Genomic DNA, 14,630 nt, shown 5'->3' with positions numbered 1-14,630 from the left:
CGGGAATAGCTCAGTTGGTAGAGCGCAACCTTGCCAAGGTTGAGGTCGCGAGTTCGAGACTCGTTTCCCGCTCCATTAAATCATGCATCCGAATACGCGGGAATAGCTCAGTTGGTAGAGCGCAACCTTGCCAAGGTTGAGGTCGCGAGTTCGAGACTCGTTTCCCGCTCCAGTTTCATACTACAACACTCAAACGTAGTTTTGGCGAGATAGCAAAGTGGTTATGCAGCGGATTGCAAATCCGTCTACGCCGGTTCGATTCCGACTCTCGCCTCCATCCCTTTCATGGCGGGGTGGCAGAGTGTTTATGCTATAAGGGGTGCAACCCTTATACAGGCCGGTTCAAATCCGCGCCCCCGCCTCCAATTTCTCAATTTACTGTCTACGCCCGGGTGGTGAAATAGGTAGACACAACGGACTTAAAATCCGTCGGCCCTAAACCGGCCGTGCCGGTTCGATTCCGGCTCCGGGCACCAATAAATATCTGAATTTATTGAAAAACCTAATATTCTAAATTTCTAATTGACAGCTTATTTGTAAGGTTGTCTTTTTTGTTTGTGCCTGATTTGTATCTAACTTGCGCCATTTGCGTCAAATGTGACAAGCTCGTGCAAAGGTCTCAGGCTATGACAACGAGGAAGACCGGTAGCATCTGGTAATCATCGTTTGCTGGACGGCATTATGCGCAAAGCCCACCGCAACCGTCCGCTGATGGAAGCGTAAACCAAACGTAACCGACATCTATCGAAGACCCGTTATGTGGTCGAACAAAGCTTCGGTACGCTGCACCGTAAGTCCCGCTACACTCGGGTAGCCTATTTCGGTCTGATTAAAGTGAGTGCATAAAGCCATCTGAAGGCAATGTGTTTAAACCTGTTGAAAGCAGCTAACAGGCTAAGTGCGCCTGTTGTTACCTAAAAGGCGGCCCGGATGCCTGATTATCAGGTATCTGGGGAGAGTAAAGAGGGGGGTTTGAGTAGAATCAGTGGGTACTTGGAACGAAAACAGTCGAAAATCTATGTTTGGATTTCGGCTGCTGGAAGGAAAAGGAATTTTGCAAAGGTCTCATTTTAAAATTTCCCAAAATGATAAGGCCATCTGAAAATCCTTTTTCAGACGACCTTATCATTCAAATCAGAAGGACTTAAACCAATTTCTCCAGCATCCATTTAACGTAACGGCTGACGCCTTGTTTTACATCCAAGAATTCTTCTTTATACCCAGCTTCGCGCAGCTTGGTAATATCCGCTTGAGTAAAGCTCTGATATTTGCCTTTGAGTGCATCTGGGAATGGAATATAACGGATAAGTTCTTCTTCAACCAACTCTTTCAAACTCATTTCAGGCTTGCCTTCGGCCGCACGACAAGCGTTGACGGTTGCGGCGGCAAGTTCGTTAAACTGTTGGCTACGACCTGTACCGAGGTTAAAGATACCTGAAAGCTCAGGATGATCGAAGAAGTAAAGGTTAACTTTGGCAACATCTTCTACGCTGACAAAATCGCGTGTTTGCTCACCATTACCGTAGCCGTCATTGGCGCCAAACAGATTAACATAACCATGCTCGCGGTATTGGTGGAAATGATGGAAGGCGACGGATGCCATACGGCCTTTGTGTTGCTCCTGCTGTCCATATACGTTGAAGTAGCGGAAGCCAACGACTTGGGCGGTCAGGCCTTCTTTCATGCGGCGGCGCAATACTTGGTCAAACAAGAATTTAGAGTAGCCATATACATTGAGCGGTTTTTCCAGTTCGCGCTCTTCGCGGAAGATTTCGCCCTTGCCGTACACTGCGGCGCTGGAAGCATAAAGGAACGGAATGCGTTCATCCTGACACCAGTCCAAGAGATCAAGTGTGTACTGGTAGTTGTTGTCCATCATGTAAAGGCCGTCATGATTCATGGTATCAGAACATGCGCCTTGGTGGAAAACGGCTTCGATATCGTCGTAAGGCAGAAGATGGCCGCGCACTTGACGGATAAATTCGTGTTTATCGAGATAATGGGCAATTTCACACTCGGCAAGGTTTTTAAATTTTTCGCCTTTGCTCAAATTGTCGACGGCAACAATGTCGGTAATACCGCGCTGGTTAAGTGCTTTGACGATGTTGCTGCCAATAAAGCCGGCCGCGCCTGTTACGATAATGGTCATAATGAATTTCCTTTATTTTGATTTTTCAGACGGCCTTGAAGAAATCATGCTGTCTAAAAATAAAAACTTGTCTGTCTGGATTATTTTCCAACTCTATTTTCAGACGGCCTTTAGATTTTAAGGCCGTCTGAAACCGCAATTATTGCTCTTCCAATGCCTTAGTCAATTCGGCAAACGAGCAAACCGCTGTACCAAGTTTTGCCACGACAACACCTGCCGCAGTATTGGCAAGGTGCATCGCTTCGGGCATGGTATAACCAGCGGCCAAACCCAAGCCCACTCCGGCAATAACGGTATCGCCTGCACCCGATACATCATAGACTTCTTGGGCCCGTGTAGGCTGATAAATCGGCTCGCCCTCATTGAACAGGGTCATACCCTCTTCACTTCGGGTCAGCAAAATCGCGGTCAAATCAAGATGACGGCGCAGGTTTTGGGCTTTTTCAGTCAAATCATTTTCGTTTTTCCAGCTACCCACCACTTCTTTCAACTCTGCACGGTTAGGCGTAATCAGCGTAGCGCCGGCATATTTTTCGTAATCATCGCCTTTGGGGTCGATTAAAACAGGTTTACCGGCCTGTTTCGCCCAATCGATCATATCGGAAATATGCGACAGGCCGCCCTTGCCGTAATCTGAAAAAATAATGGCATCGTATTCAGGCAACACTTCGCAATATTGATGCTTGATTTGTTCCAACACTTCACGATGAGGCGATTCTTCAAAATCAAGTCGGATAAGCTGCTGATTACGGGCAACAACGCGCAATTTGACAGTAGTCGCAATTTGCTTGTCGCGCATCAGATAGGAAGCAACGCCGTCTTGCATCATCAATGCGTCCAACGCATCTGCAGCTTCATCATCGCCAGTCACGGACAACAGCCCTACTTTGCCGCCCAATGAAGCGATATTGCGCGCAACGTTTGCCGCCCCGCCCGCCCGCTGGTCGATACGGGCGATTTTCGCCACCGGCACAGGGGCTTCAGGAGAAATGCGGGACACATCGCCAAACCAATAACGGTCGAGCATCACATCGCCGACAACAAGGACTTTGGCTTGTGCAAAACGGGATTTGAGGGTTTCTTGTTGGAACTTGGTTACCATACTGGCTCCATTAAAATCTCTGTGTAAGGCTTGTTATCGGTTTATTGATCTAACAGCCTAAAAATATCTTGAGGCTCATATACCTGCATATGGTTTTTCGAGTACGACGCCTGTTCATGAGATGACAACAACGCTGCTTTCAGCATGGCTTGCGCCAATTTTTCGACAGCAAGTGGACGTTGGTTTTTCAGCATGCCGATGCGGTTGAGTACGCGAAAAATCCGTTCTGCTATTTTTTCGCCCAAGCGGTCGCTGTTCGGACGAATCAGCAATGGCGGGCGGAAAATAATAAGGTGAGGAAAATTCAAAGCGATAATTGCTTGCTCCAATTCGCCCTTCATCCGTTGATAAAACAGGCGCGAAGCAGAATTTGCACCGGAAGCGGAAATCAAAACCAAAGTATTGACGCCGTTTTCTCGTGCGGCTTTGGCAAATTCAAGATTTGCCTCATAATCAATTGCCCATTGCGCTTCTTTACTTCCTGCTGCTTTCAGGGTTGTTCCCAAGCAGGCAAACAATCATCCTGTACTTCATCGCGCCAATCATCAGGCTGAGAAAAATCAATCTGATGGCTATTTAGCTTTTGGTGGGTAAAATCAGGATGTCTGCGACCGAAGCAGTCGATAGACTCAACCTCTGAACTGGTTGCAAGTAAAGGCAACAAGGATTTTCCTGTTGCGCCTGTCGCACCAATCACAATCGTCTTCATACTTCAGACGGCCTTAAGCGTTGGCTACTCGATTGACTTCACGCAATACGGCTACCGGATCGGCAGCTTTGGTTACCGGACGGCCCATTACCAAATAGGTTGAACCGGCAGCCAATGCTTCGGCCGGTGTCATAATACGGCGTTGGTCGTCATTATTGCCTGCAACGTCCAAGCGGATACCTGGTGTGACCAAGACAAAATCCTGTCCCAATTCACGACGCAATGGTGCGGCTTCTTGAGCGGAACATACCACGCCGTCCAAGCCTGAACTTTGCGCCAGTTTCGCCAAGCGGATGACTTGTTCTTCAGGGGCGATGTTCAAACCGATTTCGGACAAGTCGCTTTGTTCCATGCTAGTCAACACGGTTACGCCGATTAGGAGCGGCTTGGTTTGATATCCGGCAACGGCTTCTGCTGCAGCTTCCATCATGCGGCGGCCACCGGAGGCGTGCATATCGACCATCCAAACGCCCATATCGGCAGCAACTTTACAGGCCTGAGCAACTGTGTGGGGAATATCGTGGTATTTCAAATCGAGGAAAAGTTTGAAACCTTGATTGATTAAGCTTTCTGCCAAATTACGGCCGGTTGCGGTAAACAGCTCTTTGCCGATTTTGATTTGACACAATGCCGGGTCAAGATTGCGGACAAATCCGAGCGTATCTTTTTCGTTGGCAAAATCAAGGGCGACGATAACGGGAGTACGTTGTTGCTGAGTTTGGAAGTCGGAGATCAAGGGATTCATAAGATGCCTGCGGAAACGGTTATAGCTTCGATTTTAACAGCTTTTGTACACAAAAGGCCGTCTGAAAATATTTTTTCAGACGGCCTCATGATTTTACTTCAGCAAAACTTATTTGCCCAAACCTTTCAATACTTCGGCTTTCACGGCTTCTACTGCTTGGGTGCCGTCGACTTTGATGTATTTAGGCGCGTGTTCGCCTTCCAGTTTGCTGTAGAAATCAACCAGAACTTCGGTTTGCTCGTGGTAAACGGCAAGGCGTTTTTTCACGGTTTCTTCTTTGTCGTCGTCGCGTTGAATCAAATCTTCGCCGGTTACGTCGTCTTTGCCTTCAACTTTAGGCGGATTGTAGGTAACGTGGTAAGTACGGCCGGAAGCCAAATGCACGCGGCGGCCGCTCATGCGGTCGACAATCACGCTGTCGGGTACGTCGATTTCAACAACCGCGTCCAAATCCACACCAGCTTCAACCATCGCTTCGGCTTGTGCCAATGTGCGTGGGAAACCGTCAAACAGGAAACCGTTTTTGCAGTCGTCTTGGGCAATACGCTCTTTGACCATGCCGATAATGATGTCGTCGCGTACCAAACCGCCTTCATCAATGATTTTTTTTGCTTCCAAACCCAGCGGAGTGCCTGCTTTGATGGCAGCACGGAGCATATCGCCGGTAGAGATTTGAGGAATGCCGAATGCAGCAGTGATGAATTGAGCCTGTGTGCCTTTGCCGGCGCCTGGTGCGCCCAACAATAATACTTTCATGATGAGTCCTTCTTGGTTTATGGATTTGATGTTTGTTTAATTCTACACGCCTTGCGTTTATCGTTCAAAACTTCAGACGGCCTGCTCTGAGCCAAAGTGCTGCCACGCATCATCGCGCATTTCGATAAACCAGCTGTCTTCGGGGAAGCGTTCCAATGCGTCTTTCAACGTGGAAAGTAGGTTTTGGGACAAGGCTTTTGCCAAATATTCTTCCTCGTTGGCTTCTGCCGCTTTATCCGGCTGTTGCGCTAAACCGAGGGCGCGTGTCCGATGGCCGTGTGCCAGATAGTTGAGCGCAATCACTTTTTGTGCCCAAAGCTGGGGAATATCGGGGCTTTCCTGCAACAACACCGATAAAATCGATACGGCGACCGCCAACCGTCCGCCGGTCATGCGCAAATCTAAGGATTGGTTGGGCGGCAGGGTGCTGAGCATTTCTGCCATGCGAAACCAAAATTCGCCGCTGGCCTCGTCGGGCGCGGCCACTTTCAACATTTCGTAGTTGAACTCTTGATCGTCGTCTTTGACCAGCAAAGCGACATCGGCAAGCAGTTTTTGTTCGTCACGGCTCAAATGGCGTAAATCATTCATGTTTTTTCCTTTCAGACGGCCTCGAACACAGCCCTTACCCTGTCCAAATCTTCCTGTGTATCCACGCCGGCGGCTGGCGCTTCTTGGGCAATTTCAACAGCAATCGGATAACCGTGCCACAGGACGCGCAATTGTTCCAGAGATTCAATGGTTTCCAAAGGAGAAACTTCCATTTCGGAATAGCGTTGCAGGAAACCTGCACGATAGGCATAAATGCCGATGTGGCGCAAGACAGCTGTTTCTGAAGGCAATTCACGTTTTTCAGAGCGCATCACATCGCGTGGATAAGGAATCGGGGCGCGGCTGAAATAGATGGCGTTGCGGTTTTTGTCGAGGACGGCTTTGACAACGTTAGGATTCATAAACTCGTCAAAATCGTGCAATTCGTGGGCGGCGGTCGCCATTTGCACATTGTTTTCAACCAAAACTTCAGCCGTACGGTTGATGAGTTCGGGATCGATTAAAGGCTCGTCGCCTTGTACGTTCACAACAATCAGATGCTGCGGCAGTTTCAGCGTATTGGCCGCTTCGGCAAGACGCGTTGTACCGCTTTCGTGTTGATTAGAAGTCATGACCACTTCGACACCGTGCGCCTGACAGGCCGTCTGAATATCAGGATGGTCGGTGGCAACGACAACATGCGCGGCCTTGCTTTTCGCTGCTTGTTCGGCAACACGTACAACCATCGGTTTACCGTGAATATCGGCCAAAGCCTTGCCCGGCAGACGTGAAGAATCCAACCGCGCCGGAATCAATACGACAAATTCGGTCATGCTTTCAGTTCCTCTTCGCTCAACGCTCGTGCTTCGTTTTCCAGCATATAAGGGATGCCGTCACGAATCGGATAAGCCAGCTTTGCCTGACGGCTCCACAATTCCTGTTTGTCTTGATGGTATTCGAGTTTGCCTTTGGTAACAGGACAAACAAGGATGTCTAAGAATTTTTTTTCCATGGGGTTACTTTCTGGTTTGGTGGTTTTAGCGAAAATCACTTTGCTCGTTTTGGCGAAACTTGCTGCACTCGTTTTCAGACGGCCTCAAGCGGCATTATTTTTTCCGTGCCGTTTTCTTCGTTTGCTGTGTACAAGCTTGGTCAGGATTTTTGCCATTGCACATGATCTGACGGATTTCACGGGCTAAGTTTGCGTTTTGACTGGATTTTTCGTATTTTTCGGTGATGATACTCAATATTGGGGTCATTGTTGCTTCAAGATAGCGTGGAGTTTTAGCGAGTATTGATTGACCCACTGCAGTGCCGTAAAAGTCAATCAATGCGTTGACTTCTTCCTGAGTATAAACCGTCTTTATGCCTTCCAAAGCCGCTTTATGCAACTGGGCACGCACTTGCGGTGTATTGATTTCAGCAATCAATTGAGTTGTATATTTTTTCAAGACTGCTTCCAACTGAGGACGTTTGTCTTCCGGCGCATCTTTCCAAAGATTCTGTACATTCGGATCAGAAAGCACAATACCTCCAACGCTTTGGAGAGACTGGTCTAACAGAGCATCCATCTTCTGCACCTCAAACAAACGCTCCAGCGACGCATCACTGGGCGGCGCGGCAAACGCATTGGCACACAATGCCAGCGCAGCGAAGGGTAATAATAAGGTTTTCAGCTTCATCTTTTTCTACCTTTCAACAAAAAATAAATATTTTCAGATAGTCGGAAAATTATTTGGCACACTTCGGCAAATGTTTGTTGCCTTCGCATAAAATACCATGTGTTTGCTCCTCAAAAGCAGGCGTATATTTATCGCTTGCATTGAGGTAGTTTTGACTCATGGTTTTGTGGATAATCTCATCACTCAGCTTATCGAAATGCTTAATTTTCTCGAGCGCAGACTTACCGGCACCATGCCCAAATGCTTCAGTCATCTTTTCTATATCCGATTGGCTCAACATATCCTCAAGATTTCCACCATGCTGTTGGAAACTTCTTATCTTTTTCAAAATATTTTTTCCCTGAGCCGAAGAGAAAAAACGGTTGGTTACATCCACTTCTTCTTGTGTGAATACTTTCTGTACGGCACGCTTTTCTTCATCCAACCATTGTTTTTTCAACTCAGGGCGGCTCAAATCGTCTTGCATGTTTTTCATATAACGGCTGATGACCGCCTTCATCTGCGCTTTTTGAGCTTTGGGCGTCATCGTTAACAAGCGTTCATTGTCCTCTTTATTCACCATCTCTAAAGAACGTTGTACTTTCTCGCTATAATTACTGCTTATCCCTTGAATTTCCAACCATTTCATTGCAGATTCATCACTTGGTTTAGCAGCTAAGCTTTGAGTGGATACAAATAAAGCTGCGCAAGCGACCAACAAATATTTTAACTTCATGATTTACTCCTATTGCGTAGTTTGAAGATCATCTTTAAAACATCTGTGAAACATCTATAAGCATTTAGATTGAAACATTCGCGGATACAAACGCCGCCAAGTCCGGCTCAATTATCGCATAAACAGGCAAGACCCACACATGATTCAAACCGTGGCCGTCTGAAAATTTGACTGCATCCTTTTCCGTGATAATCACCACATCTGCGTCCGGTAAATCCGCGGCCGTAATATCTGCATGATCAGGCAAGGCAACGGTTTGTTTCAAAGCGATATTCATGCTTTGCAACGTATTGAAAAAACGTTCCGGCTTGGCGATACCGGCGACGGCAGCGACGGTTTGATTTCCCAAGCCTTCCAAATCCAATTTCTCAAACGGCCTGTTCAACCGGTAAATCCGCCCTGTTTCAATATGGCTGACAAACATATTTTCAGACGGCTTAAATGCCGCATCTGCCTTTCCGCCACTGACGACGACCGCATCAACGGAAGCCAATCGCGACAAAGGTTCGCGCAAGCTGCCGTTGGGCAGTAAATCCAAATCCGTCCGCCCCGTATCCGCCGCCGGGAATACGGCAATTTCCATATCGCGCTGCAAGGCATAATGTTGCAAGCCGTCGTCGGTCACAATCAATTCAAGCTCCGGATGCGCTGCAAGCAATGCCCTGCCTGCTTCTGCACGGCTGCTGCCTACCGCCGTCGGCGCACCGGTTTGGCGAAACAGCAATAAAGGCTCGTCGCCTGCATCTGCCGCACTGCTGGCTGTATTCAATACATGAACCGCCTTACTCTTGCGCCCATAACCTCGGCTGATGATACCGACCTTAACGCCCTTTTCCTGCAAACCCGACACCAGCGCAGCGACTATCGGCGTTTTCCCTGTTCCGCCTGCATGGATATTGCCGACTACCACCACAGGCACAGGCAATTTTTCGCTTTTCAGACGGCCTGAAACAAAATCATCGCGCCGTTTCGCCGCAATTTTGGCAAACAGCTTGGACAATGGTTTTAACAGCAAAGACAAAAACGGATTGGGGGATTGCCAATGGCGTTCGATAATTTGGTGGAGTTTGGGCATACGCACGGCTTTTGAAGCGAAAATCAAACGATAATATAACACAAGCCCGCCCAGGCAAGGCCGTCTGAACATGCGCCTTTGATAATATTAAAACAAAGGGCGCAAGTTTCATAAAAACGAATACAACGAATCGCTCTAAAACCCTTATAATTCAACTTTCCCAAATTTTTCCTGTTTCGCAATGTCCGAACTCTTCGCGCCCTCCTCCATTTCCGTATCCGAACTCAACGCCCTCGCCAAAGCCTTGTTGGAAGACCATCTCGCAGGCTTGTGGATTGCCGGCGAAGTATCCAACCTGACCCGTGCTGCCAGCGGACATTATTATTTCTCGCTCAAAGACAGCCGCGCTCAGGTGCGTTGCGCGATGTTTAAGGGTGCGGCCATGCGCTTGGCGAAGCCTTTGAAAGAAGGCGACCATATCGAGGTATCAGGAAGAATCAGTATTTATGAAGCGCGGGGTGAATTTCAGATTACGGTGAACGAGGTGCGGCTCAAAGGCTTGGGGCAGCTTTACGAAGCCTATGAGCGATTGAAGGCGCAGTTGCAGGCGGAAGGCGCGTTTTCAGCGGAACGCAAGAAACCTCTGCCCGCCCGTCCGCAATGTATCGGCATCGTCACCAGCCTGGCGGCGGCAGCTTTGCGCGATGTCGTGACCACCTTAAACCGCCGCGCACCCGAAATCCCCGTTATCGTTTATCCGACGCCCGTACAAGGCACAGGCAGCGAGTTGCAAATTGCTCAAGCGATTAAAACCGCTTCGCAACGCGCCGAATGTGACGTGCTGATTGTCTGTCGCGGCGGCGGCAGCATTGAAGACTTGTGGGCGTTTAATGAAGAACCGGTTGTGCGCGCCATCGAAGCCTGCGCAATTCCCGTTGTCAGCGGCGTAGGCCACGAAACCGATTTCACACTCGCCGATTTCGTCGCCGACGTACGCGCACCCACGCCGACCGGCGCGGCAGAACTGGTCAGCCCCAACCGCCAAGAATCGTTACATCGTCTAGCCCAAGCGCAAGGCCGTCTGAAAACCGTTTTGGAGCAACGTTATTTCGATGCCAGCCAAAAACTCGACTGGTTGGCGCGGCAAATCCGTCACCCGCGCCAAAAACTTGACGATCAGCGCGCTTCAATCAGCAAGCTGGCGCAAACGCTGTCTTACTCGATGACGCAAAACCTCCGTGCCCATACCGCCCGTTTTGAACGCCAAACCCAAACCCTGAAACATTGCCGTCCTGATGTTTCCATTTACAAACACAACATCGACCGCTTTCAGACGGCCTTGTCGCATTCCTTCCGCCAGCTGCTTGTCCAACGCTGTCAAAGCCTGATCGCCCAAGCCGCATTGCTCGAAGCCGTATCGCCGCAGCATATTCTGGAGCGAGGTTTCTCCGTCGTCAAAAACACACGCGGACAAGTCATCCGCAATGCCGATACATTGAAACAAGGGCAGAAACTGCACATCACTTTTGCCGACGGCGAAACCGACGTACGCGTGACCAAAGAGCAGGCTCAGGGCGAGTTGTTTGACTGACAAAATAAAGGCCGTCTGAAACTTTATGCGATTGAAGTGAAACTATGTCTGCCTTTTAAAAATCCTTAACCTGCCAATGCGGTATAATGCCTCATCTGCACCCGCAGCATATACGGAAACATTATGGACAACTCACAAAATACAGAAAATCCGATTCCACCACGCAATTCCATCCGCAAAAACAGCATTTACCTGCTGCCCAATTCCTTTACCATCGCCGCACTGTTTTGCGCCTTCTTCGCCATTACACAGTCCATGCACGGACGTTATGAAACGGCGGCGATTGCAGTTTTCCTTTCCATGCTGCTCGACGGCATGGACGGACGCGTTGCACGTTTGACCAACAGCCAGAGCGCATTCGGTGAACAGCTCGACAGCCTCGCCGATATGGTCAGTTTCGGCGTCGCGCCTGCCCTGATTGCCTACAAATGGCAACTTTGGCAGTTTGGCAAAATCGGCTATTCCGTCGCCTTTATCTACTGCGCCTGCGCCGCTCTGCGTTTGGCACTGTTCAACACGCTTATCGGCAAAGTCGACAAACGCTGGTTTATCGGCGTTCCAAGCCCGACCGCCGCTGCGTTGATTGTCGGCCTGATTTGGGTCAACCACAGCATCGAACGCTTCCCCGGCGTGCATTGGTGGGCATTGGGCATTACCCTGTTTGCCGGCATTTCCATGATTGTGCAGATTCCGTTTTGGAGCTTCAAAGAAATCAACATCCGCCGCCAAGTACCGTTTATGGGCATGGTGTTGGCCGTGTTGGTATTGCTGCTCATCAACTGGGAGCCTTCTCTCGTCCTCTTCCTATTTTTCCTCGGTTACAGCCTGTCCGGTTATGTGATGGCAGTCATCCGTTGGTTTAAAAAACGCCATAAAGCACACAAACACGACAAGGCCGTCTGAAATGTGGTCTTGGGACATCATCCTTGCCCTGCTCGCCGTCGGCAGCGCAGCGGGCTTTATTGCCGGACTATTCGGCGTAGGCGGTGGCACGTTGATTGTTCCCGTTGTCTTATGGGCGTTGCAGCTGCAAGGCATAGGCAGCCACCCCTATGCCCAGCATCTTGCCATCGGCACTTCCTTTGCCGTCATGGTGTTTACTACCTTCTCCAGTATGTACGCCCAACATAAAAAGCACGCCATTGATTGGGCGACCGTCCGCCGAATGACGCCGGGCATGATACTTGGCGTACTCCTCGGCGCGGTAACGGCAAAATATATGCCGACGCTGGCTTTGCAAGTTTTCTTTATTGCATTTCTTGCCTTTATCGCAGTCAAAACCCTACGCGATTCCAAACCCAAACCTTCACGCACCCTGCCTGCCCTCCACGGCCTGACAGCCGTGGGTACGCTTTTTGGGGCGGCTTCAAGTTGGGTCGGTATCGGCGGCGGTTCGCTATCCGTTCCATTTCTACTATATTGCAACTTTCCGGCACACCGCGCCATCGGCACATCTTCAGGTCTGGCATGGCCGATTGCGATTGCCGGCACCATCGGCTATTTTGCCAACGGTTTACATGTTGCCCACCTGCCTGAAGGCGCGGCAGGCTTTATCTATCTTCCGGCCGTAGCCATTTTGAGCGTTGCCACCATCCTCTTCGCTCCACTCGGCGTAAAAACGGCGCACAAGCTGCCCGCCCGAAAACTCAAAATCGCCTTCGGCATCATGTTGCTGCTGATTGCCGCCAAGATGGCTTGGAATTTGATACATTAAATCTTTCTTGTGAAAAAGGCCGTCTGAAATTCTTTCAGACGGCCTTTTTAATTGCAAAACAACAGACTAAATAAAACCTTTTTACCTTACCCGATTTGCCCCATCGCAAATACAGCCAAGCGCCATATCGCCCATCCTGCCACCAACAATCCGGCGCACAAACGAACCATGCGTTTTTGCAGAAAGGTTTTCAACTGCGCTGCAAATATGCCCATCGCGAGCAGGTTCGGCAAGGTCCCCAATGCAAACGCCAGCATATACAGCCCGCCGTGCAAGGCATTGCCGCTGCCCAAAGCATACAAAGACGCGCTGTACACCAAACCGCAAGGCAGCCAGCCCCAAAGCACGCCGACGCCGAAACAGGCAGGCACTGATTTAATCGGCAGCAATTTGTTCAGCAAAGGATTCAGGCGTTTCCATATCGGTTTACCGATGCCTTCGATTTTGGTTGCGGCAGTCGAAATACCGGCAAGATACAGACCGAGCAAAAGCAGCAAAACATTGGCGGCAATATACAAACCGTTTTGAACCGCGCGCGTATCGTCCAAGGAAATGCCGACCTGCCCGACCAAACCGACCAACAGGCCGATGACGACATAGCTGCTGATACGCCCCAAGTTCAACAATACAATCAGCCCGATTCGGTTTAAATGTGGCGGCAGCTGTAAAGCAAATGCGCTGCTCAATCCGCCGCACATGCCTACACAATGCGTTCCGCCAAAAAAGCCGAGCAGAAAAAGAGTAAGAAATGTGATTTCTTGATTCATGGTTTTTAATGATTCAAACGAATGGATGAGGCCGTCTGAAACTTTTCAGACGGCCCTAAGAGTGCAGGATAAGCTTTTCCGCCCACCCTCTTCACGCTTTAGAAAAGCAATTAACTGCGTGCGCGTACGTCAAATGCCTGACGCAAACCTTCGCCGATCATGACCAGCAAAAGCAGCATTACCGTCAGCGTAGCAACGGCAGACAGACCGATCCACCACGCGTCCAAGTTGTCTTTGCCTTGCGCCAGCAACTCGCCCAAGCTTGCCTGTGAGGCAGGTACGCCCAAGCCCAAGAAGTCCAAACTGGTCAGGGCAAGTACGGCACCGGAAATACGGAAAGGCAGGAAAGCCAATACCGGCGTCAAGCTGTTGGGCAGGATATGGCGCCACATGATTTCACGGTTGCCCACACCCATCGCGCGCGCCGCCAAAACATAATCGGTCTGACGGTTTTTCAAAAACTCGGCACGGACATAGTCGGACAAGCCCATCCAGCCGAAAAGCGACAGCAACACCAGCAAAATCAACAGCCCCGGATTAAAAAACGAAGACAGGATAATCAAGAGGTACAGCTCCGGCATACCGCCCCAAACCTCGATAAAACGCTGCATCAGAAGGTCGGTTTTACCGCCGAAATAACCCTGTACCGCGCCTGCAACCACGCCGATTACGGTAGTCACCACAGTCAACACCAAGGCAAACAACAGCGAATCGCGGAAACCGTAAACCAAGCGCGCCAACAGGTCACGGCCGCGGTCGTCCGTTCCCAAGATATGCCGTTCGGACGGTTTGGCCGGATCGGGTGCCGTATCAAAATCGTTTAAAGTATCGGCATCGTAAGGATTGGGCAGATAAAGGGCAAAATTGCCGTCTGAAGTAATGTTGTGGCGGATAAGCGGATCCAGATAATCCGCAGGCGTATCGAAATCGCCGCCAAATGTGGTTTCGTTGTATTCGTTTACCAAGGGGAAGAAATACTCGCCCTGATAGCGTATCCACAAAGGTTTATCGTTGCTCCACAAAGGAGCAAGCAAAGTGACGACAAACAAAACGGCCAAAATCCGCAAAGCCAACCAACCGCGCTTATGCTGCTTAAAGGCTTGCCAAGTAGGGTTTGAAGTAGATTTTTTCTTTTTCATGGTTCGAAACATTCT

17 protein-coding genes, 4 tRNA genes and 1 pseudogene are annotated in these 14,630 nt (G+C 49.7%); 8 read left to right on the top strand and 14 right to left on the bottom strand.

Annotation, left to right across the window (positions count from 1 at the left end; translation table 11 throughout):
* The first annotated feature begins 96 nt into the window (after positions 1-96).
* The 5 genes and pseudogenes from ACTHTG_RS03900 to ACTHTG_RS03880 all read left to right on the top strand — a co-directional run.
* Positions 97-172, top strand: a tRNA-Gly gene (locus ACTHTG_RS03900).
* Positions 173-203: 31 nt separating this feature from the next.
* Positions 204-277, top strand: a tRNA-Cys gene (locus ACTHTG_RS03895).
* A gap of 10 nt (positions 278-287) precedes the next feature.
* Positions 288-365, top strand: a tRNA-Cys gene (locus ACTHTG_RS03890).
* Between the two features lie 21 nt (positions 366-386).
* Positions 387-476: transfer RNA gene (locus tag ACTHTG_RS03885), tRNA-Leu, on the top strand.
* 146 nt (positions 477-622) lie between these two features.
* A pseudogene (locus tag ACTHTG_RS03880) lies at positions 623-918 on the top strand (transposase); the annotation flags it as partial.
* Between the two features lie 226 nt (positions 919-1,144).
* Here the strand turns inward: ACTHTG_RS03880 and rfaD are convergent.
* From rfaD to lpxK, 12 genes are all read right to left on the bottom strand, one after another.
* Positions 1,145-2,149, bottom strand: a complete 1,005-nt coding sequence (rfaD, locus tag ACTHTG_RS03875) for an ADP-glyceromanno-heptose 6-epimerase (protein ID WP_039862484.1) — start codon at positions 2,147-2,149, stop codon at positions 1,145-1,147.
* A 139-nt stretch (positions 2,150-2,288) separates the two neighbouring features.
* Positions 2,289-3,251, bottom strand: coding sequence for a D-glycero-beta-D-manno-heptose-7-phosphate kinase (rfaE1, locus tag ACTHTG_RS03870; protein ID WP_004520810.1), 963 nt, complete (start codon positions 3,249-3,251; stop codon positions 2,289-2,291).
* A 41-nt stretch (positions 3,252-3,292) separates the two neighbouring features.
* Positions 3,293-3,757, bottom strand: a complete 465-nt coding sequence (locus ACTHTG_RS03865; protein WP_004520811.1) for a hypothetical protein — start codon at positions 3,755-3,757, stop codon at positions 3,293-3,295.
* Positions 3,742-3,960: an NADH dehydrogenase gene (locus tag ACTHTG_RS03860; RefSeq protein ID WP_004520812.1), complete on the bottom strand. Its 219-nt coding sequence runs from the start codon at positions 3,958-3,960 to the stop codon at positions 3,742-3,744. Before ACTHTG_RS03860 ends, ACTHTG_RS03865 begins: the two co-directional genes overlap by 16 nt.
* Positions 3,961-3,973: 13 nt before the next feature.
* On the bottom strand, positions 3,974-4,705 hold the full coding sequence (pyrF, locus tag ACTHTG_RS03855; protein WP_049335590.1) for an orotidine-5'-phosphate decarboxylase: 732 nt from the start codon (positions 4,703-4,705) through the stop codon (positions 3,974-3,976).
* A 108-nt stretch (positions 4,706-4,813) separates the two neighbouring features.
* Entirely contained in the window at positions 4,814-5,461 is a 648-nt protein-coding gene (adk, locus tag ACTHTG_RS03850; protein WP_003746105.1) for an adenylate kinase, read from the bottom strand.
* A gap of 72 nt (positions 5,462-5,533) precedes the next feature.
* Positions 5,534-6,052, bottom strand: a complete 519-nt coding sequence (locus tag ACTHTG_RS03845) for a hypothetical protein (RefSeq protein WP_004520816.1) — start codon at positions 6,050-6,052, stop codon at positions 5,534-5,536.
* A gap of 11 nt (positions 6,053-6,063) precedes the next feature.
* Positions 6,064-6,825, bottom strand: a complete 762-nt coding sequence (kdsB, locus tag ACTHTG_RS03840; RefSeq protein ID WP_004520817.1) for a 3-deoxy-manno-octulosonate cytidylyltransferase — start codon at positions 6,823-6,825, stop codon at positions 6,064-6,066.
* Positions 6,822-7,004 carry a Trm112 family protein gene (locus ACTHTG_RS03835; protein ID WP_003679524.1) on the bottom strand — a complete coding sequence of 61 codons (183 nt, stop codon included), beginning with the start codon at positions 7,002-7,004 and terminating at the stop codon, positions 6,822-6,824. Before ACTHTG_RS03835 ends, kdsB begins: the two co-directional genes overlap by 4 nt.
* Positions 7,005-7,098: 94 nt before the next feature.
* Positions 7,099-7,674: a DUF2059 domain-containing protein gene (locus tag ACTHTG_RS03830; RefSeq protein WP_049335588.1), complete on the bottom strand. Its 576-nt coding sequence runs from the start codon at positions 7,672-7,674 to the stop codon at positions 7,099-7,101.
* Between the two features lie 49 nt (positions 7,675-7,723).
* Positions 7,724-8,389 carry a hypothetical protein gene (locus ACTHTG_RS03825; protein WP_049344150.1) on the bottom strand — a complete coding sequence of 222 codons (666 nt, stop codon included), beginning with the start codon at positions 8,387-8,389 and terminating at the stop codon, positions 7,724-7,726.
* A gap of 64 nt (positions 8,390-8,453) precedes the next feature.
* Positions 8,454-9,464, bottom strand: a complete 1,011-nt coding sequence (gene lpxK / locus ACTHTG_RS03820; protein WP_049335618.1) for a tetraacyldisaccharide 4'-kinase — start codon at positions 9,462-9,464, stop codon at positions 8,454-8,456.
* A gap of 181 nt (positions 9,465-9,645) precedes the next feature.
* Between lpxK and xseA the strand changes: the two genes are divergently transcribed.
* The 3 genes from xseA to ACTHTG_RS03805 all read left to right on the top strand — a co-directional run bounded on the left by xseA (position 9,646) and on the right by ACTHTG_RS03805 (position 12,709).
* On the top strand, positions 9,646-10,995 hold the full coding sequence (xseA, locus tag ACTHTG_RS03815) for an exodeoxyribonuclease VII large subunit (protein WP_049344148.1): 1,350 nt from the start codon (positions 9,646-9,648) through the stop codon (positions 10,993-10,995).
* A 123-nt stretch (positions 10,996-11,118) separates the two neighbouring features.
* Positions 11,119-11,898: a CDP-diacylglycerol--serine O-phosphatidyltransferase gene (pssA, locus tag ACTHTG_RS03810; protein ID WP_004520826.1), complete on the top strand. Its 780-nt coding sequence runs from the start codon at positions 11,119-11,121 to the stop codon at positions 11,896-11,898.
* A gap of 1 nt (position 11,899) precedes the next feature.
* Positions 11,900-12,709 carry a sulfite exporter TauE/SafE family protein gene (locus ACTHTG_RS03805; protein ID WP_004520827.1) on the top strand — a complete coding sequence of 270 codons (810 nt, stop codon included), beginning with the start codon at positions 11,900-11,902 and terminating at the stop codon, positions 12,707-12,709.
* A gap of 86 nt (positions 12,710-12,795) precedes the next feature.
* Here ACTHTG_RS03805 and ACTHTG_RS03800 read toward each other — a convergent pair whose 3' ends face one another.
* The gene (locus ACTHTG_RS03800) at positions 12,796-13,476 is read right to left on the bottom strand and encodes a sulfite exporter TauE/SafE family protein (protein ID WP_003680951.1); all 681 of its coding nucleotides are present in this window, start codon (positions 13,474-13,476) and stop codon (positions 12,796-12,798) included.
* 110 nt (positions 13,477-13,586) lie between these two features.
* Complete coding sequence (locus tag ACTHTG_RS03795) at positions 13,587-14,627, bottom strand: ABC transporter permease (protein ID WP_004520828.1); 1,041 nt, start codon at positions 14,625-14,627, stop codon at positions 13,587-13,589.
* Positions 14,628-14,630 lie beyond the last annotated feature (3 nt).

Source organism: Neisseria sp. P0017.S009, from assembly GCF_051957375.1.
Classification (GTDB): Bacteria; Pseudomonadota; Gammaproteobacteria; order Burkholderiales; family Neisseriaceae; genus Neisseria; species Neisseria perflava.
Note: the sequence above shows the minus strand (reverse complement) of the source record. Positions and strands in the feature narration are given on the sequence as shown.